The sequence below is a fragment of the Streptomyces sp. NPDC005408 genome (assembly GCF_040606445.1).
GTDB lineage: Bacteria > Actinomycetota > Actinomycetes > Streptomycetales > Streptomycetaceae > Streptomyces.
In genome coordinates, this window is sequence record NZ_JBEXEX010000040.1 from 45275 (window position 1) to 65267 (window position 19993).

Annotated in this window: 17 protein-coding genes; 7 read left to right on the forward strand and 10 right to left on the reverse strand. The window is 70.1% G+C overall.

Annotated elements, in window-relative coordinates:
• Positions 1 to 42 precede the first annotated feature (42 nt).
• Complete coding sequence (locus ABZS64_RS28970) at positions 43 to 480, reverse strand: hypothetical protein (RefSeq protein ID WP_355835863.1); 438 nt, start codon at positions 478 to 480, stop codon at positions 43 to 45.
• Positions 481 to 912: 432 nt separating this feature from the next.
• On the opposite strand from ABZS64_RS28970, the gene ABZS64_RS28975 reads away from it, so the two are divergent.
• The 4 genes from ABZS64_RS28975 to ABZS64_RS28990 are packed head-to-tail and all read left to right on the forward strand — an operon-like array spanning position 913 to position 5193.
• Entirely contained in the window at positions 913 to 3741 is a 2829-nt protein-coding gene (locus tag ABZS64_RS28975) for a nitrate- and nitrite sensing domain-containing protein (protein WP_355835866.1), read from the forward strand.
• Positions 3738 to 4193, forward strand: a complete 456-nt coding sequence (locus tag ABZS64_RS28980) for a roadblock/LC7 domain-containing protein (protein WP_355835869.1) — start codon at positions 3738 to 3740, stop codon at positions 4191 to 4193. The genes ABZS64_RS28975 and ABZS64_RS28980 overlap by 4 nt, the downstream gene beginning before the upstream one ends.
• Before the next feature lie 9 nt (positions 4194 to 4202).
• A complete protein-coding gene (locus ABZS64_RS28985; protein ID WP_355835872.1) occupies positions 4203 to 4607 on the forward strand; it encodes a DUF742 domain-containing protein in 405 nt (134 codons plus the stop codon).
• Positions 4588 to 5193: an ATP/GTP-binding protein gene (locus ABZS64_RS28990; RefSeq protein WP_355835874.1), complete on the forward strand. Its 606-nt coding sequence runs from the start codon at positions 4588 to 4590 to the stop codon at positions 5191 to 5193. The genes ABZS64_RS28985 and ABZS64_RS28990 overlap by 20 nt, the downstream gene beginning before the upstream one ends.
• 63 nt (positions 5194 to 5256) lie before the next feature.
• Here ABZS64_RS28990 and glpK read toward each other — a convergent pair whose 3' ends face one another.
• The 6 genes from glpK to ABZS64_RS29020 all read right to left on the reverse strand — a co-directional run bounded on the left by glpK (position 5257) and on the right by ABZS64_RS29020 (position 10835).
• A complete protein-coding gene (glpK, locus tag ABZS64_RS28995; RefSeq protein ID WP_355835876.1) occupies positions 5257 to 6765 on the reverse strand; it encodes a glycerol kinase GlpK in 1509 nt (502 codons plus the stop codon).
• A gap of 34 nt (positions 6766 to 6799) precedes the next feature.
• Complete coding sequence (locus ABZS64_RS29000; RefSeq protein WP_355835879.1) at positions 6800 to 7561, reverse strand: MIP/aquaporin family protein; 762 nt, start codon at positions 7559 to 7561, stop codon at positions 6800 to 6802.
• A gap of 310 nt (positions 7562 to 7871) precedes the next feature.
• On the reverse strand, positions 7872 to 9062 hold the full coding sequence (locus tag ABZS64_RS29005; RefSeq protein ID WP_355835882.1) for a lipid-transfer protein: 1191 nt from the start codon (positions 9060 to 9062) through the stop codon (positions 7872 to 7874).
• Positions 9059 to 9490 (reverse strand): zinc ribbon domain-containing protein, encoded by a 432-nt coding sequence (locus tag ABZS64_RS29010; RefSeq protein ID WP_355835911.1) that lies wholly within the window; start codon positions 9488 to 9490, stop codon positions 9059 to 9061. The genes ABZS64_RS29005 and ABZS64_RS29010 overlap by 4 nt, the downstream gene beginning before the upstream one ends.
• A 66-nt stretch (positions 9491 to 9556) precedes the next feature.
• Positions 9557 to 9904: a DUF962 domain-containing protein gene (locus tag ABZS64_RS29015; protein ID WP_355835885.1), complete on the reverse strand. Its 348-nt coding sequence runs from the start codon at positions 9902 to 9904 to the stop codon at positions 9557 to 9559.
• 118 nt (positions 9905 to 10022) lie between these two features.
• Positions 10023 to 10835 (reverse strand): M15 family metallopeptidase, encoded by an 813-nt coding sequence (locus ABZS64_RS29020; protein ID WP_355835888.1) that lies wholly within the window; start codon positions 10833 to 10835, stop codon positions 10023 to 10025.
• 66 nt (positions 10836 to 10901) lie between these two features.
• On the opposite strand from ABZS64_RS29020, the gene ABZS64_RS29025 reads away from it, so the two are divergent.
• Positions 10902 to 11399 carry an NUDIX domain-containing protein gene (locus ABZS64_RS29025; protein ID WP_355835914.1) on the forward strand — a complete coding sequence of 166 codons (498 nt, stop codon included), beginning with the start codon at positions 10902 to 10904 and terminating at the stop codon, positions 11397 to 11399.
• Positions 11400 to 11681: 282 nt separating this feature from the next.
• On the opposite strand, the gene ABZS64_RS29030 is transcribed toward ABZS64_RS29025, so the two are convergent.
• A complete protein-coding gene (locus ABZS64_RS29030) occupies positions 11682 to 14039 on the reverse strand; it encodes a glycoside hydrolase family 31 protein (RefSeq protein ID WP_355835891.1) in 2358 nt (785 codons plus the stop codon).
• A gap of 217 nt (positions 14040 to 14256) precedes the next feature.
• On the opposite strand from ABZS64_RS29030, the gene ABZS64_RS29035 reads away from it, so the two are divergent.
• Both ABZS64_RS29035 and ABZS64_RS29040 read left to right on the forward strand, forming a co-directional pair.
• Positions 14257 to 16245, forward strand: a complete 1989-nt coding sequence (locus ABZS64_RS29035; RefSeq protein ID WP_355835894.1) for an acetoacetate--CoA ligase — start codon at positions 14257 to 14259, stop codon at positions 16243 to 16245.
• A gap of 171 nt (positions 16246 to 16416) precedes the next feature.
• Positions 16417 to 17283 (forward strand): hypothetical protein, encoded by an 867-nt coding sequence (locus tag ABZS64_RS29040; RefSeq protein ID WP_355835896.1) that lies wholly within the window; start codon positions 16417 to 16419, stop codon positions 17281 to 17283.
• A gap of 64 nt (positions 17284 to 17347) precedes the next feature.
• Here the strand turns inward: ABZS64_RS29040 and ptsP are convergent, their stop codons facing one another.
• The gene (gene ptsP, locus ABZS64_RS29045) at positions 17348 to 19018 is read right to left on the reverse strand and encodes a phosphoenolpyruvate--protein phosphotransferase (protein WP_355835899.1); all 1671 of its coding nucleotides are present in this window, start codon (positions 19016 to 19018) and stop codon (positions 17348 to 17350) included.
• Between the two features lie 76 nt (positions 19019 to 19094).
• Complete coding sequence (locus ABZS64_RS29050; RefSeq protein WP_355835901.1) at positions 19095 to 19544, reverse strand: PTS glucose transporter subunit IIA; 450 nt, start codon at positions 19542 to 19544, stop codon at positions 19095 to 19097.
• Positions 19545 to 19993: the final 449 nt, after the last annotated feature.

Consider the following 19993-nt stretch of genomic DNA (forward strand, 5'->3'; position numbering starts at 1 on the left):
GGGGGTCTGGGGCGAAGCCCGAGCAGGCCCCCCGTTCACGCCTCAGAATGCCGCCGCACCGGCCCCGCGTCGCCGTATTCTCGCGTTCTCGCGCGCCGCCGCCCGTGCCATCCGGCGCGCACGGCGGCGCTCACGCCGCAACCGGCGCGCCGTGCTGCTCGGCACCGACACCACCCCGTTGCGCTGGTTCCACACCTGACGGGTCACCCACACGTCCAGCACGGCCCAGGTCGCCACCACCGTGCTGCCCACGCTGCTGAGCACCATCGGAAAGGCCAGCCACGACCCGGCCAGCGTGCAGAGAAACGCGATCATCCCCTGAATCATCGTCAGCGACGCGATGATGACCGCGCGCACCGCTGCCGTGCGGACCGGATCGGCCATGCGCCGCCGCACCGCCGGTTCCTCCAGCCAGAGTTGCCGCGGGACATTCGCATAACTCGCCGCCCGAACCCCGCTGCGACGCTCGTCCGTGTCCATGGACCCTGTCACTCCCCACCTCTGTCCGACTTCAGGGTGGCTGCCCGGATTCCGCTGCTTTACTCCGGCCGCCGCAACGAATACGGACCGCAGCCGAACCGAATGCGACGTGCGCGCCGACCCGGCGAACCCCCGTGCCCCCGTACACAATGACGATTGACCAGGCCGGATGATTCCCGTGCCGTCGCGCGATGGAGCGAAGAATTCCAGCCATCTCCCGCCGTCCGAAAGATGACGTGCCGCCAGGTGTGGTCCGACACCGCCGGGAATGCCATCTCCCCGAATACCAGGACAACCCATGATCAACGCGTCTGTCGTAGGCCGAAAATCGTCCGGACGCGCCTTCGAGTTGTTTGTGTGACAGTAGTAGGCTCGCGCCGTTTGTTGCCGGAACACCACCCGCACCGGGCGGGGGTTGAGCAGGGGGAGGCCATGCGCTTTCGCGGGAAGTCCATCCGCCGGAAGATCGTGGCGTTGTTGCTGGTGCCGCTTGTCTCCCTGACCGCCCTCTGGGGCTTCGCCACCGTACTGACCGGTCAGGAGGCCAGCCAGCTCCTCGACGTCAACTCCGTGGTCGAGGAAGTCGGATATCCGGTGGCGGACGCGCTCGGCGACGTCCAGAAGGAGCGCCGCCAGACGCTCATCTACCTTGCGGACCGGCGGTCTTCCGACGCCCTGCCCGCTCTGCGCCGCCAGCGCCAGGCCACCGACAAGGCCGTCGCCAAGATCACGGCGAATATGGAGAAGGACGGCGTCCGCGAGGACATGCGCTCCGACACCCGCGAGGAACTGCGCTCGCTGGTCGAGGGCCTCGACGGACTGAGCGCCCTGCGCCGCTCGGTCGAGACGGGCACCATCTCCCGCAATCAGGCCCTGGACTTCTACAACCGGATCATCGATCCCGGCTTCAGCTTTCTGACGACGCTGCACGCCCTGAACGACGTGGAGCTGGAACGCGAGGCCCGCGCCCTCGTCGGCCTCGTCCGCGCCATGGAAATGCTCTCCCGCGAGGACGCCCTGATCGCCTCCTCGCTGACCACGGGCCAGATCACGGCCGACGAGATCCGCGCGCTCTCCGACTTCATCGCGAACCGCAAGCTGTACTACGAGACCAATCTCGAGGTCCTGCCCGCGAGCGAGCGTGAGATCTACGAGCAGTTCTGGCGCAGCCCCGAGACGGCACCCCTCCGCGATTCCGAGGAACGCCTGATCACCGTGGGCCCCACCAAGAAGGCGGGTGCCTCCGAAGCCGCACGATGGCAGGCCGCGGCCACTCCCGTCCTCGACGCACTCTCCCGCGAGGCCAAGGAAGCGGGCGTCCGCTACCAGGACCGCGTCAAGCCCGCCGCGTACAGCGTCCTCGTCAAGGCGGGCGTCGCAGGCGTCCTCGGCTTCCTCGCGCTGCTCGTCTCGGTCATCGTCTCCGTACGCATCGGCCGTGATCTCGTCCGCGACCTCTCCCGGCTCCGCAAGGAGGCCCACGAGGTCTCCGGCGTACGACTGCCCAGTGTGATGCGCCGTCTCGCCGCAGGTGAGCATGTGGACGTCGAGACCGAGGCACCGCGCCTGGAGTACGACAAGGACGAGGTCGGTCAGGCGGGCCAGGCGCTCAACACCCTTCAGCGGGCCGCCGTCGAGGCCGCTGTCCGGCAGGCCGACATGCGGCGCGGAGTCTCCGACGTCTTCGTCAACCTCGCCCGGCGCAACCAGGTTCTGCTGCACCGCCAGCTCACCCTCCTCGACACCATGGAGCGCCGCACCGAGGACACCGAGGAACTCGCCGACCTGTTCCGCCTGGACCACCTCACCACCCGTATGCGACGGCACGCCGAGGGACTGGTGATCCTCTCCGGCGCTGCCCCCTCCCGACAGTGGCGCAAGCCGATCCAGCTGATGGACGTCGTACGGGCCGCGGTCGCCGAGGTCGAGGACTACGAGCGCATCGAGGTCCGCCGGCTGCCGCGCATCGGCGTCGGCGGTCCCGCGGTCGCCGACCTCACACACTTGATCGCCGAACTCCTGGAGAACGCCACGGTGTTCTCGCCGCCGCACACCGGCGTTCAGGTGCACGGCGAACGGGTCGCCAACGGCTTCACTCTCGAAATCCACGACCGCGGGCTCGGCATGGCGCCCGAGGTGCTGCTCGACGCCAATCTGCGGCTCGCGGAGACTCCCGAGTTCGAACTCTCGGACACCGACAGGCTCGGCCTGTTCGTCGTCAGCCGGCTCGCCCAGCGCCAGAACGTCCGGGTCTCGCTGCAGCCTTCGCCGTACGGAGGGACCACCGCGGTCGTCTTCATCCCCGGGGCCCTGCTCACCGAGGCTCCCGAGACCCAGGGAACCGGCTTCCGCCTCGACCGCAAGAGCGAGAGCGCGGCCGGACGGCGTGGCAGTGACGGCAAGCTCTCCGCGCTCGCCAAGGTGCCCACCGGCCTGGGCGGTTCACCGCTGCTCGACGGACCCGTCGAACTCGAGGCCCCCGTCGGCTCGTTGGGCTTCGACGACCGGCCGGTGCGCGGCGGGATCGACTCCGTCGCCGACATCGAGGACACGGAGAGCGAGCGCGGCGGGATCTTCCGCGCGCGGGCACGCGACCGCCGGCGCGGGGCGCCCGACGAGCAGCACCAGCAGGCGCTGGACCAGACCCCCGAGAGCAGCTCCGGCCCGGTACCGCTGCCCCGGCGCAAGCCGCCGACCCTGGTCACCGACAACGGCCGCAGGGTGGACGAGCGGGGCCGCACCCATCCGGCTCCGGCCCCCGAGCCCGGGAGCGCCGCCTCCCAGCCCCCGCTCGCGCCGGCCCCCGAGCCCTGGCAGGCCGCAGCGCCGCGTCAGATCCCGGAGGCGGAGCCGCGCCAGGTCCCGGGGCCCCGCCATGCTCCGGAGCCGCGCCCCGCGCCCTGGCCCGCGCCCTCCCCGGCGGCACCTGCGCCCGCCCCGGGCGCACCCGCGCCGCAACAGACATCCCGGCCCGCCGCCGAACAGGCCCCGGCGCTCGACGGCCTGCCCCGTCGTGTCCGCCAGGCAAGCCTTGCCCCCCAGTTGAGGCAATCCGCCGCCGCGGAGCGGCAGTCGTCCGCCCCGGCCGCGGAAGATGACGCCGAGCGGGACGCGGAACAAGTACGCAGCCGTATGGCTTCCATGCAACGAGGCTGGCAGCGCGGCCGCCGCCAGAACGCCGAAGAGGCCGAGCACTCCGACCAGGCCGACGGCCCCGGCGAGACCGCACCACGAACGACACCTGAGGGGGACGGTCGATGACCGCACCGCACGTCGCACCATTCAACGCCACGGGGGCCAGGCCGACCACCCAGGGGGCGGGCGAGCTCAACTGGCTCCTCGACGAACTCGTCGACCGCGTCGCCAGCATCCGCAAGGCGCTCGTGCTCTCCGGCGACGGCCTGGCCACCGGCACATCCCGGGATCTCACCCGCGAGGACAGCGAGCATCTCGCGGCCGTCGCCTCCGGATTCCACAGCCTGGCCAAGGGAGTCGGCCGCCACTTCGAGGCGGGCAAGGTCCGTCAGACCGTCGTCGAGCTGGACGAAGCGTTCTTGTTCGTCACGGCGGCGGGCGACGGCAGCTGTCTCGCCGTGCTCACCGACGCGGACTCCGACGTCGGCCTGGTGGCGTACGAAATGACGCTCATGGTCAAGCGGGTCGGAGTCCACCTGTCCACCGCGCCACGGACCGGTCAGACCGCCGGAGGATGAGTGGCCGGCATGAGTGAATCGGCTCAGTACGCAACCGACCCGCACCACTTCTTCGATGCCGACGCAGGCCCCGTGGTCCGTCCGTACGCCATGACCCGCGGCCGGACGAGCAGTAAGACCCGCCACCGGCTCGACCTGATCGCCCTGGTCGTTCCGGAGCTTGCGGCCGACGACCCCGGCCGCGACCAACTGCTCTCGCCCGAGCATGTTGAGATCGTCGAGCGCTGCGGCAACACCCCTCAGTCGATCGCCGAACTCGCGGCCACCCTGGACCTCCCCGTCGGGGTCGTCCGCGTCCTGGTCGGCGACCTCGTCGAGGACGCCCTGGTGCATGTAACCCGTCCCGTTCCGCCGGCCGAGCTGCCGGATGTGAGCATTCTCCGCGAGGTGATCAATGGTCTTCGGGCGCTCTAGCCGCCGAAAGCCGCCCATCGAACCAGTCACGCTGAAACTCCTGGTGGCGGGTGGATTCGGCGTCGGCAAGACGACCCTGGTGGGCGCAGTCAGCGAGATCAGACCGCTGCGCACCGAGGAGACGCTCAGCGAGGCGGGCCGACCCGTCGACGACCTCGAGGGCGTGGAGAGCAAGAAGACCACGACCGTCGCGATGGACTTCGGGCGCATCACGCTCCGCGAGGACCTGGTGCTCTACATCTTCGGCACACCGGGTCAGGACCGCTTCTGGTTCCTCTGGGACGAGCTGGCACAGGGCGCGCTCGGCGCGGTCGTCCTCGCCGACACCCGGCGCCTGGAGGACTCCTTCGCGGCCATCGACTACTTCGAGCGCCGCGGCATTCCGTTCACGGTCGCAGTCAACTGCTTCGAGGGGTCGGGGCGTTTCCCCGGCGAGGCGGTGCGGTCGGCGCTCGATCTCGACCCCGAGGTGCCGCTGCTGATGTGCGACGCGCGTGAGCGGGAGTCCGTCAAGGAGGTGCTGGTGGCGGTGGTGGAGCATGCCCTGACCCGCGCCGACCGGCAGCGCGAGCACGCCACGACCTGAAGAGCGGTGTGACACGGCCCGTACCCCCACCGACTGGGGTACGGGCCGTGAGTCGTGGTGGCGTCAGGCGCCGTGTTCCTCCCAGCCGAAGCTGCGCTCCACCGCCTTGCGCCAGTTGCCGTACTCGCGCTCGCGCACCTCGGCCTCCATGTGCGGCGACCATTCCACGTCACGCTGCCAGTGAGCCTTGAGCTCGTCCGTGTCCGACCAGACTCCGGTCGCGAGCCCCGCCGCGTACGCGGCACCCAGACAGGTCGTCTCGGAGACCTTCGGCCGGATCACCGGGACCCCCAGCACATCCGCCTGATGCTGCATCAGCAGATTGTTGGCGGTCATGCCGCCGTCCACCTTGAGCGTGGTGATCTGCACGCCGGAGTCCTGGTACATCGCGTCGACGACCTCACGCGTCTGCCAGCTCGTCGCCTCAAGAACCGCGCGTGCCAGGTGCGCCTTGGTGACATACCTCGTCAGACCGGTGATGACACCGCGTGCGTCGGAGCGCCAGTACGGGGCGAAGAGCCCGGAGAAGGCGGGCACGATGTAGGCCCCGCCGTTGTCGTCCACGCTCGCCGCCAGCGTCTCGATCTCGTCGGCGCTGCGGATGATGCCGAGCTGGTCCCGGAACCACTGGACGAGTGCCCCGGTGATGGCGATCGAACCCTCCAGGCAGTACACCGGCGCCTCGTCGCCGATCTTGTAGCCCAGCGTGGTGATCAGCCCGCTCTTCGAGGGAACGGGCCGGCTGCCGGTGTTCAGCAGCAGGAAACTGCCAGTGCCGTAGGTGTTCTTGGCCGTTCCGGTGTCGTAGCACGCCTGTCCGAAGATCGCGGCCTGCTGGTCGCCGAGTGCGGACGCCACCGGCACACCGTCGAGCTGCCCGACAGCGCTCCCGTACACCTCGGCCGAGGACCTGATCTCCGGGAGTATCACCTGCGGCACATTCATCGCCGACAGGATCGCCGGATCCCATTCGAGGGTCTGCAGATTCATCAGCATCGTGCGTGACGCGTTGGTCACGTCGGTGACATGGACGCCGCCCTCGGTGCCACCCGTGAGATTCCAGATCAGCCAGGAGTCGATCGTGCCGAAGGCGATCTCGCCCCGCTCGGCCCGGCTGCGCAGCCCGGGCACGTTGTCGAGCAGCCAAGCCGCCTTGGGCCCGGAGAAGTAGCTGGCAAGCGGAAGCCCGGTGGCATCGCGGAAACGGTCCTGCCCGTCGGTGCCGCCCAGTTCGTTGCAGAGCGCGGAGGTACGGGTGTCCTGCCATACGATCGCGTTGTGCACCGGCTTGCCGGTCGCGCGGTCCCACAGGACCGTCGTCTCCCGCTGGTTGGTGATCCCGAGCGCGCTGAGCTGGTCGGCGCGCAGCCCCGCCTTGGCGATCGCCCCGGCCACCACGGCCTGCACCTTGGACCAGATCTCGGTGGCGTCGTGCTCCACCCAGCCGGGCCTGGGGAAGATCTGACGGTGTTCACGCTGGTCGACGGCGACGATCGCGCCGTCCTGGTTGAAGATGATGCAGCGGCTGGACGTGGTGCCCTGGTCGATTGCGGCGACGAACTTGTCCGTCATGACGTCCCCTTGTCAATGAGGCCCGAAGGAGGGCCTAGAAGGCTGCGTTGAAGATGAGACCGGCCAGCAGCCCGCCGATCACGGGTCCGGCCACCGGGACCCAGGCGTAACCCCAGTCCGATGTGCCCTTGTTGGGGATCGGCAGCAGCGCGTGGGTGATGCGCGGTCCGAGGTCGCGGGCCGGGTTGATGGCATAACCGGTCGGCCCGCCGAGCGAGAGACCGATGCCTACGACCAGCAGCGACACCAGAAGGATGGAGATGCCGGAGCCGTAGATGCCGGCGTCCTGCCCGGGTATCTGGCCGATGCCGATGCCGTCGTTCCTGCCGAAGGCGAGTATCGGCAGCACCAGGCCGATCGTCGCGATGATCTCGGTCGTCATGTTGGCCACGGGATTGCGGATCTCCGGAGCGGTGGAGAAGATCCCGAGCGTGGGCAGGGCGTTCTTCTCGTCCGCGTTGGCCTGGAACTGCGCGAAGTAGACGAGATAGGCGAGTACGGCGCCGAGGATCGCGCCGACCATCTGAGCCAGGATGTACAGCGGGACCTTGCTCCACTCCCCGGTGTCGACGGCGACTCCCAGCGTCACGGCCGGATTGAGATGACCGCCCGACAGCGGCGCGGCGGTGTACGCGCCCGCCAGCACGCCGAAGCCCCAGCCGAAGGCGATCACGATCCAGCCCGATGCCCTGGCCTTGGAGTGATGGAGGGTGACGGCGGCGCAGACGCCGGCGCCGAATAGGATGAGTATCGCGGTGCCGATGACCTCACCTAAGAAAATGTCTCCGTTGCTCATGGCGGCTCCTATGCCCTCGCCCGGGGCCCGGCCCCGGTCCTGCGTGCAGGGTGCGTGCTCCATGGCGTGCCATGGCTGCGGACGGGAGGCAGGGGAGTCCCGTACCCCGCCCGGCGTCCTTGACGAGCGTGGTGAGCGTGCCGAAGTGCGGCGATGCCGACGATGAGGCAGTGTTCACCGGCGTTACTGGGGCGTCAAGGTCGTTGACAGCAAGTGCAGTTCACGGCCGGTGCGTTGACACAGTAGCGGGGAACGTAAGGCAGCGGGAGCATGCCTTTCCGGCCCGGCTCAGACGCCATTCCGGCCGGGCTCAGCGGACGGCGACGACCGCCGAACCATGGCCGAACAGCCCCTGGTTCGCTGTGATTCCGGTGCGCGCGCCCGGCACCTGGCGCTCCCCGGCCGCGCCGCGCAGCTGCCAGGTCAGCTCACAGACCTGAGCGATGGCCTGGGCGGGTACGGCCTCGCCGAAGGACGCAAGACCGCCGCTGACGTTGACCGGAATACGCCCGCCCAGCGCGGTGGCACCCTCGCGCACCAGCTTGGCTCCCTCGCCCGTCCCGCACAGGCCGATGTCCTCGTACCACTCCAGCTCCAGGGCGGTGGAGAGGTCGTACACCTCGGCCAGCGAGAGGTCATCGGGCCCGATGCCCGCCTCCTCGTACGCGGCCCGGGCGATGGATGCCCGGAAGGTGTGCGGGAAGGGATCAACGGCGGCCGCCGAGTCGGTCGCGATGTCCGGGAGGTCGAGCATGGTCTTCGGATAGGTCGGGGTGACGGTGGAGACAGCTCGGATACGGACCGGATCGGCGGCCCCTCGCCGCCGTGCGAAGTCCATGCTCGACAAGACCAGAGCGGCGGCGCCGTCGGAGGTCGCGCAGATGTCGAGCAGCCGTAGCGGATCGGCGACGACCGCGGACGCGGCGACATCCTCGGCCGAAACGGTCTTGCGGTAGCGGGCGTTGGGGTTGAGCGCCCCGGCAGCCGCGTTCTTCACCTTGACCAGCGCGAAGTCCTCGGGGGAGTCGCCGTACAGGGCCATGCGGCGGCGTGCGTAGAGCCCGAAGTAGGCCGGGTTGGTGGCACCGAGCACCCGGAAGCGCACCCAGTCGGGATCGTCGGGCCGCTCGCCGCCGGCCGGGGCGAAGAAACCCTTCGGAGCCGAGTCCGCGCCCACCACGAGCACGACATCGGCCATGCCCGCCAGGATCTGGGAACGCGCGGTGTTGATCGCCTGCGCACCCGAGGCGCAGGCGGCGTAGACGCTGGTGACGCGTGCCCCTTGCCAGCCCAGCGCCTGCGCGAACGTCGCCCCCGCCACGTAACCGGGATACCCGCAGCGCATGGTGTCCGCGCCGACCACCGACTGCACTTGCCGCCAGTCGATCCCGGCGTCGGCGAGTGCGGCGCGGGCCGCGACCGTTCCGTACTGGACGAAACTGCGGCCCCACTTGCCCCAGGGGTGCATTCCGGCCCCGAGGACCGCCACATCGCCGGTCATGACGCCACCCCCACGGGCCGCCAGTGCCAGGTCGTCCAGACGGTTTCCGGGGTTTCGTCGAGCACGCCGGGCACAACCTCGACCTCCATCCCGACCGCGAGATCACCGACGGACACGCCCGGCACCGCCTGGCCGAGGACGACCATGCGCTCGGCCTCCAGCTCGACGGCGACGAGGGTGTACGGCTCCCAATCCGTGTCCGGGTCGGAGACATACGGCGCCGGGGGGCGGTAGCGCCCGTCCGTGTACGCCCACACCCGCCCCCGCTTGGACAGGGGCACCTCCGCCAACTCCCCGCACCCGCATGCAGGATTGCGGCAGAAGGAGTCCTCGCGCGGGAAGAAGACGGATGAACAGGCCGTACAGCGGGTGCCGAGCAGCCGGAAGTCCTCCTCACCGCTGTCGTGTGTGAACCATCCGGCCACCACGGGCGTGCGCGCCACGGTCCCTCCCCGGCCCAGCAATCTGACGGTACGTCAGAAGTGTGCCACGGGTCAGCGGTTCAGGGCGAGCCATTTGGCGGCGATCTCGGCCAGCTCACCGTCCCTGCCCGCCAGCATCATCCGGATCATCTGCAGGTCGCCGCGCAGTGACCAGGCCGGATGCCCGAAGGTCGCGGGATTGTTCTTCTCGATGAAGAAATGCGCGGGCCAGGCCGTCCCGTATCCGATGAGCGGCAGCGCGGCCGCATACCGTTTCCGGCCACGCGCCAGCCCGTACGCGCTGACCGCGAGACCGGTCAGTGTGCCGGTCAGATGCACCCAGCGGGTGACCGCCCTGGAGTGCATGGCGACGTAATACGGCCAGAATTCCTCGTACGAATCGAATGTCTGCTGCGTCATGTCCGCACCGTATTCCTTGAGCGGAGAACCGGATACGGCCGGGGCGCGTCCGACTTCAGTGAACGGGCGGCCGGAGCCTACGGGGGTGGTCCCGGCCGCCCGTTCTCACGCCGTCACCTCAGTGCCCGGCGACCGAGCGCCGGGCGACGGGGAAGTCGAAGAAGGTGTCCGGGAACGGCTCCGGCTTGAAGGTGAAGTGCCACCACTCCTCCGGCAGATTCACAAAACCCTCGGCGCCCAAAGTGCCCTTCAGGAGCGCCCGGTTGGCGCGCTGCTCGCCTTGGATTCGCGGGTCATCGGTATGAGACAGGGTGTCGAAGCAGTCGAATCCGGTCCCCATGTCGACGGAATTGTCAGGGAAGCGCTCCGACTTGGGCGCGAAGCACGGGACGAGAGACTCACCCGGGACATACGGCCTGGTCGGCAGGACCGGAAGCTTCACCACGGTGAGATCGACCGTACTGCCGCGGCTGTGCCCGGACTTCTCCGCGATGTAACCGTCCGCGAACAGCCTCGATTTGTCGACCTGTGGATAGAACTCCTCCTTCATGGCCGCGTCATCGAGATCCTTGGCCCACCGTACGAAGTGGTCGACGGCCCGCTGGGGGCGGTAGCAGTCGTACACCTTCAGCGAATAGCCCTGCCGCAGCAGCGTCAACTGCGCCCGGTGCAGGGCCTGAGCGGCGGGCCGGGTGACGATGCAGAGCGGCTGGCGATAGCCGTCGACGGGCTCACCGACGAAGTTGTGACGGGTTGTATAGCGCATCTCCTGGACGATCGTCGGGTCGACGGAGCGCAACGCCACGAACTCCTTGGGAGCCTTGGGCTCCGGCTCGGCCTGCGCCGCGGGGGCGGCGGTGACAGCTGTGACGGCGAAGAGCGCGGCGGCCGTCGCGACGAGGGTGCGGAAAGCGGAAGCGAGTCCTGTCATGCCCACACGCTCTACCAGTTCCCGGCATTGCGGGAAAGGGTGATCGGATACAGTCCGCGCGTGTCCATGGACTCCCACTGCGGCAACTGCGGGGCCCCGTACGGCTCCCCGACCGGCTGGCCCCGCACCTGCGCGACCTGCGGCGAGACGGCCTACCGCAACCCGCTGCCGGTCGCCGTCGCGCTGCTGCCCGCGTACGACGCCGAGGGCACGGGGCTCGTCGTCATCACCCGCACGATCGAACCGAGGCGCGGAGGGGTCGCGCTGCCGGGCGGCTATATCGACCACGGCGAGGACTGGCAGCAGGCGGTCGTACGGGAACTGTCGGAGGAGACGGGCATCGAGGCCCCCCGCGACGAGGTCCGTCTGGCGGACGCCCTCAGCGCCCCGGACGGCCACCTGCTCCTCTTCGGCCTGCTGCGCCCGCGCCCGGCGGCCGACCTACCCCGGCCGACCCCGACCCCGGAGACGACGGGCTGGCACCTGCTGCACGCCCCGACGGAACTGACGTTCCCGCTGCACACGATCGCGGCACGAAGGTGGTTCGAGGGCGCGTACGGGTAGTTGCCAAGTTCGGGCGTTGGTGGTTGCAGCCGGTGGGTGATCTCGCGGGCGAACCCTTCCCGCACCCCGGACGCCGGGCGGCGCGAGGCTGCCGCTTACGGGGTGCAGGGCGCGGCCCCTGCCTCATCCGCTCGGGGGTCTGGGGGCCTGCCCCCAGTTACGGGAAGGGGCGGGGTGGGGGAGAGCCCCCGCCCGAGCCACGGCCCCCCGGACCCCTAAGCCCCGCACGCCACGGCAGCGGCGCACCCCCAACACCCCCGCCCCGCGTCAGACCCGCACCCCTCACCCCGCCGCCAACCCCCTCACCCTCACCCTCCACCGCGGCGGCCCCGACCCGTCCCCCTTCTTCTGCTTCACCACGACCCGCCCGTCCACCAGCCGCGTCGTGTACCGCTCCACCTCCGCCTGCTCCCACCCGTCGCCCGCATCCGGGACCACCAGACCCCCACCCCTGCGGCCCTCCGCCGGCGCCCAGACCTCCAGCTCCATCGCGCCGTCCGCCCCCCGAACCGGGATCACCGCACCACCCCGCGCCAGTACCGGGATCCGCGACAGCGGAGCGTCCACCAGCACTTGCCCCGGGCCGTCGTACGCCTGCCCCGTCGCCGTGTCGTACCACCGCCCCCTCGGCAGCCGCACCGCCCGCCGGTCCGTCCCGCGTTCCAGCACCGGTGCCACCAGCAGCGCGTCACCCAGCAGGAACGCGTCCTCGCAGTCGCGCAGGACCCGGTCCTCCGGGCAGCCCCACCACAGCGGCCGCGCATACGGCGCCCCGGTCAGCCGCGCCAGGTGCGCGAGGGTGACGAAGTAGGGCCGCAGCCGCTCCCGTTCGGCGAGCGCAGCCCTCGCGTGCTCAAGGACCGTGGGCCCGAACTCCCACGGCTCCCTGCGCCCCGCGTCGATCGCCGCATGCGTACGGAACAGCGGCAGCTGCGCCCCCAGCTGGAACCAGCGCAGATACAGCTCGGGCGACGGACTGCCGTCGAAACCGCCCACATCGGGCCCGGAGTACGGCACCCCGCACAGCCCGAGCCCGAGCACCAGCGAGAGCGAGGCGCGCAGCCCCGGCCAGCCGGTGGACACGTCACCGGACCAGGTCCCTCCGTACCTCTGCATCCCCGCCCAGCCGGAGCGCGAGAAGAGGAACGGCCGCTCATCGGGACGCAGCCGCCGCAGCCCTTCGTACCCGGCACGGGCCATCGTGAGGCCGTACACATTGTGCGCCTCACGGTGATCACCGCCCTGCCCGTCCAGCGCGTGCCGGGCGGACCGCGGCAGGGTCATGTCGCCGAAGGGCGTGAAGGAGACGGGCTCGTTCATGTCGTGCCAGACGCCCGAGAAGCCCTGCGCCAGCCGCTCCTCGTACAGCTCCCCCCACCATTCGCGGGCCGCCGGATCGGTGAAGTCCGGATAGACGCACTCGCCGGGCCAGACGACACCCCGCACCTCATGGCCCGCCGCGTCCCGGACGAACACCCCCGCCGCCGCGCCGCTGTCGTACACGGCATTCCCGCGCTCCGCCTTCACCGCCGGGTCGACGATGGAGACCAGCCGCACCCCGTCGTCGCGCAGATCCTTCGCCATCCCCGGCAGATCGGGGAATTGCTCGCGGTCGACGGTGAAGACCTGATGCGCGTCGTAGTGGTCGATGTCGAGATGAACCGCGGACAGCGGCAGCTCGCGCTCCTGATAGCCCGCGACGATCCGCCGCACCTCGCGCTCGCTGCCGAACCCCCAACGGGCGTGCTGGGGACCGAGCGCCCAGGAAGGCGGCACCGCGGGCGCGCCCGTCAGCTGGGTCCAGCCGGCCAGCACGCGCGCGGGGGTGCCCACCACCACCCAGCAGCGCAGCGGCCCGCCGTCCATGCGCACCTCACTGGTGCCCGGCCGGTCGTGCCCGGAACCCGCGCCCTCCTCGCCCTCCCGGAGGGTGACGCGGCCGTCCCAGGAGTTGTCGTGGAAGGCCAGATGGGTGCCCGCGTCGGCCACCACCAGCTGGACCGGCATGGTGATGTACAGCGGGTCGTCCTCGGGCCCGAAGCTGCCCCTCGGGTCGGTGTTCCACAGCCGGTACGAGCCGTCGCGCAGCCGCGGCCCTGACGCCCGCCCGCCGAGCCCGAAGAAGCGCGCGTCCGCGGGCACTTCGGTCCGTTGCACCCACCGAGCGGGCCCGCCCCGCACCGGCTCCCACCAGCGCGGCGGCAGATCGCGGCGCAGTACGACACCGCCGGGCGTACGGATCTCCACGGCGCCGTTGCGGGAGACCTCGACAGTCACCCGCTCGGACACCACACGCCAGCCGCCGTCCTTGTCGGGCTCCAGCCCGGCCCGCGGATCCGGCTCGGGAGGTGCACCGGCGAGGGCGTACGAGGGCTCGGGCTCGGCGCCGTCCCAGCCCCAGAAGACCGCGCCGCCCGCCGCCACCCGGATCTGCAGCTGAGAACGGGCGAAACGGACGATCCCGCCCCCCGGCAGCGGCTCGGCCCCGGTCACAGGACCCGGCACCCTGGCCCGTTCCGCCCCTCTCGCAGGCAGCGCCCGAGCGTCGGTCCTGCGCTGCCGCCAGGCCGAGCGTGCCGCGCGCAGCCCCTGGACCGATCCGAAGATTCTCACCGAGCGCATCAGATTATGACCGTCCATGCAGCTCAGCCTGCCACCCGGCCGAGGGCGCGTGGGGTTTGTTCAACTCCCGTTCACCCGTGGTGGGAGCACATATTCCCTCGCTCGACCATGGGGGGAGAGCCCTGGTGCGATAGACGATCACATGGCATCGTCCGTGTCAGCCGCGTCACGCGCACACCCCGCTCGTGCGCGCGACACACGCACACACCGCGTAGAGCCACCCGGGAGCCGCCCCATGTCCTCAGCAGCGAACCCTGCCCCTCTGTGGCAGCCGGACGCCGACCGCATCGCCGCCGCCCGGATCACCCGCTTCCAGGCGTGGGCCGCAGAGCGCCACGGGGCCCCTGCCGAGGGCGGTTACGCGGCGCTGCACCGCTGGTCCGTCGACGAGCTCGAAACCTTCTGGCAAGCGATCGCCGAATGGTTCGACGTCCGCTTCTCCACTCCGTACGAGCGCGTGCTGGCCGATCGCGCCATGCCGGGCGCCCAGTGGTTCCCCGGCGCCACGCTCAACTACGCCGAGCATGCCCTGCGCGCCGCCGAGCAGCGCCCCCATGATCCGGCGCTGCTCCATGTGGACGAGACACATGAGCCGACCCCGATCAGCTGGTCCGAACTCCGCCGCCAGGTGGGTGCGCTCGCCGCCGAGCTGCGCGCCCTCGGCGTACGCCCCGGAGACAGGGTCAGCGGCTACCTCCCCAACATCCCGCAGGCCGTCACCGCCCTGCTCGCCACCGCGGCCGTCGGCGCTGTCTGGACGTCCTGCGCGCCCGACTTCGGCGCCCGCAGCGTTCTCGACCGCTTCCAGCAGGTCGAGCCGGTCGTCCTGTTCACGGTCGACGGCTACCGCTACGGCGGCAAGGATCACGACCGTACCGACACCGTCGCCGAACTCCGCCGCGAGCTTCCCACCCTGCGCGCGGTGATCCACATCCCGCTGCTCGGCACCGAGGCGCCCGAGGGCGCACTCGACTGGTCGGCCGTCACCTCGGGAGACGCCGAACCGGTCTTCGAGCAGGTCCCCTTCGACCACCCCCTGTGGGTCCTGTACTCCTCCGGCACGACCGGCCTGCCCAAGGCCATCGTCCAGTCGCAGGGCGGCATTCTGCTGGAGCACTTCAAGCAGCTCGGCCTGCACAACGACCTCGGCCCCGAGGACCGCTTCTTCTGGTACACCTCGACCGGCTGGATGATGTGGAACTTCCTCGTCTCCGGCCTGCTCACCGGAACGACGGTCGTCCTGTACGACGGCAGCCCGGGCTATCCCGACACCGGCGCCCAGTGGCGTATCGCCGAGCGCACCGAGGCCACCCTCTTCGGCACCTCCGCGGCGTACGTCATGGCCTGCCGCAAGGCCGAGGTGCACCCGTCCCGGGACTTCGACCTCTCCCGTATCAAGTGCGTCGCCACCACCGGCTCGCCGCTGCCGCCCGACGGCTTCCGCTGGCTGCACGACGAGGTGGCGGACGACCTGTGGATCGCCAGCGTCAGCGGCGGCACGGACGTCTGCAGCTGCTTCGCGGGCGCGGTGCCGACCCTGCCCGTACACATCGGCGAACTCCAGGCCGCGTGTCTCGGCACCGACCTACAGTCCTGGGACCCCCACGGCAAGCCGCTCATCGGCGAGGTCGGCGAACTGGTCGTCACCAACCCGATGCCGTCCATGCCGATCCGCTTCTGGAACGACCCCGACGGCAGCCGCTACCGCGACAGCTACTTCGAGATGTTCCCCGGTGTCTGGCGGCACGGCGACTGGATCACCATCACCGACCACGGCTCGGTCGTCATCCACGGCCGCTCCGACTCGACGCTCAACCGCCAGGGCGTACGGATGGGATCGGCCGACATCTACGAAGCCGTCGAACGCCTCCCTGAGATCCGCGAATCCCTGGTCATCGGCCTGGAGGAGCCCGACGGCGGTTACTGGATGCCGCTCTTCGTCCACCTCGTCGACGGCGCCGCCCTCGACGACGACCTGCGGTCGCGCATCAAGCGGACGATCCGCGAACAGCTCTCCCCGCGCCACGTCCCGGACGACATCATCGAGGTCCCCGGCGTCCCGCACACCCTCACGGGCAAGCGCATCGAGGTCCCGGTGAAACGCCTCCTCCAGGGCACCCCCCTCCCGAAGGCGGTCAACCCGGGCTCGGTCGACAACCTGGACCTGCTGCGCTTCTACGAGGACTTGGCGCGCACCCGCTCCTCGAGCCCCTCCGGAGACTGAGGTCCGGTCCGGGGCACATCCCCGGTCCACCCCCGTTGTCAGTGCCGTCGCTTACGGTGAGTCACCAGTAACCGACAGCTCTCAGGGGGAGAAATGGCATACGCGAAGCAGAACAGGCGACCCAAGCGCCCCAAGGCGCCCAGTCGTCAGCGCGCCAGGAACAGCGCATCCATGCGCCGCACCCTGCGCCGCGAAGTCCCCAGCACCGTAGGCCTCCTGGCCGACGAGCAGGACTTCGCGGCGATGCGCCAGTACCGCACCTTCACCTTCGACGACCACCCGAGTTACCTCCGCCAGATCGAGGCCCTGCTCAGAACCCTCGGCTCCCGCCAACTCCACACCACCGTCGCCCTCTTCGACCCCGAAGACTTCGCGGAGTACTGCACCGAAACGGGCCTCGACCCCGACGAGGCCGCGAGCCGCAGCCGCTACGTCGCGGCCATCGCGGGCGGCCGCGGGGCCACCCTGGCGTACACCGGACAGCCGGTCACCAGCCTGCTGCCCCAGCTCATCAACAAGGCCGTCCGCCAGGCCACTTGGGAGTACGCGACGATGCTCCTCGCCGACCTCGGTGACTGCGCCGACTGCGGCCAGGACATCGGCCGTGCCGCCTTCGACCGGGCATCCCGCACCCTGATGAGGATGCTCGAAGCGGCCGGACCGGGCAGACACCACCTGGTCTGCAGCATCCCCGCCCCAGACGAACAGCTCCTCGCCGTCCTCCACGCGGACGGAGCCGCCGACGCGCCCGCCCAGCTGGACGCGTCCGAGGGTGCGGAGTTCGTCACCGTCCTCGCGGCGGGCATCGCCCTCGAAACGCCCGGGGGAGTCGTTCTCCGTACGAGCGCCGACGGCACCCCCGACCGCCTCCACGGCTGGCGGCTCCACCAGGGCAGCCTCATCCCGCTCACCGCGGGCGAGGTCTTCAGCGCCTACTGCACCGATGCCTCCACCGGCGAGCCACTGTCCCCGGAGCCCGGCGTCGAATACTGCGCGGGCTTCACCATCCCCACAGACGACCCGGACAACCACCACTGAACGCCGAGGGGGCTTCCTGCCGTCCCCGGCAGGAAGCCCCCTCGATCACGGCCAACCCCACCGGCTATTCGCCGGAGAGCACCGCCTGCGCGGCAACCCGCGCCTCTTCGGCGGTGTCCGCGGCCCGCGCCGCGGCGGCAGCACGCTCGCACTGCGCGAGCGTGTACTTCGCCAGCGTCGCCCGGACATAAGGAATCGACGCGGCACCCATCGACAACGAGGTCACACCAAGGCCCGTGAGCACACAAGCGAGGAGCGGATCGGAGGCAGCCTCACCACAGACACCACAGCTCTTGCCCTCGGCCTTCGCGGCCTCGGCCGACAGCGCCACCAGATCCAGCAGCGCCGGCTGCCAAGGATCCTGCAGTCGCGACACCGCACCCACCTGACGGTCGGCGGCAAAGGTGTACTGCGCGAGGTCATTGGTGCCCAGTGACAGGAACTCCACCTCCTGCAGGATCGAGCGCGCCCGCAGCGCGGCGGACGGAATCTCCACCATCGCGCCGAACTTCGCCTGCAGCCCGGCCTCGCGGCACGCGTCCGCGAACGCCTTCGCGTCCGTACGGTCCGCCACCATCGGAGCCATGACCTCGAGGTACACCGGCAGTCCCTCGACGGCCTTGGACAGCGCCGTCAGCTGCGTACGCAGCACGTCCGGGTGGTCCAGCAGGCTGCGCAGCCCGCGCACACCCAGCGCAGGGTTCGGCTCGTCCGCCGGAGTCAGGAAGTCGAGCGGCTTGTCCGCACCGGCGTCCAGCACCCGCACGACCACCCGGCCCTCGGGAAAGGCCTCAAGCACCTTGCGGTAGGACTCGACCTGCTTCTCCTCCGACGGCGCCTGCTTGCTGTCGTCCAGGAAGAGGAACTCCGTACGGAACAGACCGACACCCTCGGCACCGGCCTCGACCGCGGCCGGAACATCGGCGGGCCCGCCGACATTGGCCAGCAGCGGCACCTTGTGCCCGTCGGACGTCGCACCGGGCCCACTGGAAGCAGCCAGCGCGGCCTTGCGCTCCGCCGCGGCCCTCTCCAGCCGACTCCGCTTCTCCTGGCTCGGCTCGACGAAGATCTCGCCGGTACTGCCGTCGACGGCGATGAGTGTGCCCTCGGCCAGCTCACACGCGCCCGGCAGCGCCACCACGGCCGGAACCCCGAGCGCCCGCGCGAGAATCGCGCTGTGGCTGGTCGGCCCGCCCTCCTCGGTGACAAAGCCGAGCACCAGCGCCGGGTCGAGCAGCGCGGTGTCCGCAGGCGCGAGATCCCGCGCGATCAGTACATACGGCTCGTCGCTGTCCGGCACACCGGGCATCGGCACACCCAGCAGCCGCGCCACAATCCGGTTCCGCACGTCGTCCAGGTCCGCCACACGCCCGGCCATGTACTCACCGGCACCCGCGAGCATCTCCCGGTACATGGCGAACGCGTCGTACACACCGCGCTCTGCCGTGCTGCCGACGGCGATACGGCGCTCCACGTCGGCCATGAGCTCCGGGTCCTGCGCCATCATGGCCTGTGCCTCGAGCACGGCCTGCGCCTCGCCGCCGGCCAGATTGCCCCGGGCAATCAGGTCGGCGGCAACCGCCTCCACGGCCTTGCGGGCGCGCCCCTGCTCGCGCTCCGCGTCCTCAGGCCGAATCTGCTTGGCCGGCGGCTCCAGAACCGCCGTACCCATGTGCCGGACCTCGCCGATCGCCACACCATGGCTCACACCGACGCCTCGCAGCGTTGTCTCCATTACACCCGTCTCCGATTGAGCGACGGCCAGTGCCGCCGCGATGGATGTCCGACCAGCCGTCACTACGGCTGCGGCGTCACTGCCAGCCGAAGAGCGAGTCGCCGGCCTTCACGTCGCCGTCCTCACGGAGGTCGGAGAGGGAGTCAACCGTGGCCTCGAGGGCCACGATGGGACAGATGGCGGACTTGCCGGCCTCTTCGACGGCCGACGGGTTCCAGCGCACCACAGCCTGCCCGCGCCGGACAGTGTCGCCCTTGTTTACGAGGAGCTCGAAGCCCTCGCCGTTGAGCTGGACGGTGTCGATGCCGAGATGCGTCAGTACACCGTGCCCCTGGTCGTCGACGACGACGAAGGCGTGCGGGTGCAGGGAGACAACGATGCCGTCTACGGGGGCGACGGCCTCCGACGGCTCACGGACGGGGTCAATAGCGGTACCCGGACCGACCATCGCACCGGAGAACACCGGATCCGGTACGGCGGCGAGTCCGATGGCCCGTCCGGCAAGAGGGGACGTCACTGTGGTCATGGAGCCTCCCAGGGGCGGAGATTCGTACGGCGTCGTCACTGCCTGTCCCGGACGACGCACTGTTCAGAAGGGTAAGTCATACGATGTCCTAGTTCCGCCTGAGACCTACCAGTTGGCGGACCTAGGGGCGCACCGGAAACGATTTGCCTCATCTCTCGGCGGGCGGTACTGTCGTACCCCTGCCTGACCCCAACGCGACATTGAGTCGGGGGTCGGCAGCACCTATCAAGCCGAGATACTAACTGGTCTAAACCTCTGCCTGCCCGCAGGGCGGTGGTCAGGAAGACCGAAAAAGCCTGATAGTGTCGGAAACACCGAAGGGAAGCGCCCGGAGGACCCCATGAAAAGGGTCTGAAGGAAGCGTCCGTTCCTTGAGAACTCAACAGCGTGCCAAAAGTCAACGCCAGATATGTTGATACCCCGACCTGTCTTTGGCAGGTTCGAGGTTC

Coding starts and splice junctions, on each gene's coding strand:
- ABZS64_RS28970 (WP_355835863.1), bottom strand. CDS start 480: ATGGACACGGACGAGCGTCGCAGCGGGGTTCGGGCGGCGAGTTATGCG.
- ABZS64_RS28975 (WP_355835866.1), top strand. CDS start 913: ATGCGCTTTCGCGGGAAGTCCATCCGCCGGAAGATCGTGGCGTTGTTG.
- ABZS64_RS28980 (WP_355835869.1), top strand. CDS start 3,738: ATGACCGCACCGCACGTCGCACCATTCAACGCCACGGGGGCCAGGCCG.
- ABZS64_RS28985 (WP_355835872.1), top strand. CDS start 4,203: ATGAGTGAATCGGCTCAGTACGCAACCGACCCGCACCACTTCTTCGAT.
- ABZS64_RS28990 (WP_355835874.1), top strand. CDS start 4,588: ATGGTCTTCGGGCGCTCTAGCCGCCGAAAGCCGCCCATCGAACCAGTC.
- glpK (WP_355835876.1), bottom strand. CDS start 6,765: ATGACGGACAAGTTCGTCGCCGCAATCGACCAGGGCACCACGTCCAGC.
- ABZS64_RS29000 (WP_355835879.1), bottom strand. CDS start 7,561: ATGAGCAACGGAGACATTTTCTTAGGTGAGGTCATCGGCACCGCGATA.
- ABZS64_RS29005 (WP_355835882.1), bottom strand. CDS start 9,062: ATGACCGGCGATGTGGCGGTCCTCGGGGCCGGAATGCACCCCTGGGGC.
- ABZS64_RS29015 (WP_355835885.1), bottom strand. CDS start 9,904: ATGACGCAGCAGACATTCGATTCGTACGAGGAATTCTGGCCGTATTAC.
- ABZS64_RS29020 (WP_355835888.1), bottom strand. CDS start 10,835: ATGACAGGACTCGCTTCCGCTTTCCGCACCCTCGTCGCGACGGCCGCC.
- ABZS64_RS29025 (WP_355835914.1), top strand. CDS start 10,902: ATGGACTCCCACTGCGGCAACTGCGGGGCCCCGTACGGCTCCCCGACC.
- ABZS64_RS29030 (WP_355835891.1), bottom strand. CDS start 14,039: ATGGACGGTCATAATCTGATGCGCTCGGTGAGAATCTTCGGATCGGTC.
- ABZS64_RS29035 (WP_355835894.1), top strand. CDS start 14,257: ATGTCCTCAGCAGCGAACCCTGCCCCTCTGTGGCAGCCGGACGCCGAC.
- ABZS64_RS29040 (WP_355835896.1), top strand. CDS start 16,417: ATGCGCCGCACCCTGCGCCGCGAAGTCCCCAGCACCGTAGGCCTCCTG.
- ptsP (WP_355835899.1), bottom strand. CDS start 19,018: ATGGAGACAACGCTGCGAGGCGTCGGTGTGAGCCATGGTGTGGCGATC.
- ABZS64_RS29050 (WP_355835901.1), bottom strand. CDS start 19,544: ATGACCACAGTGACGTCCCCTCTTGCCGGACGGGCCATCGGACTCGCC.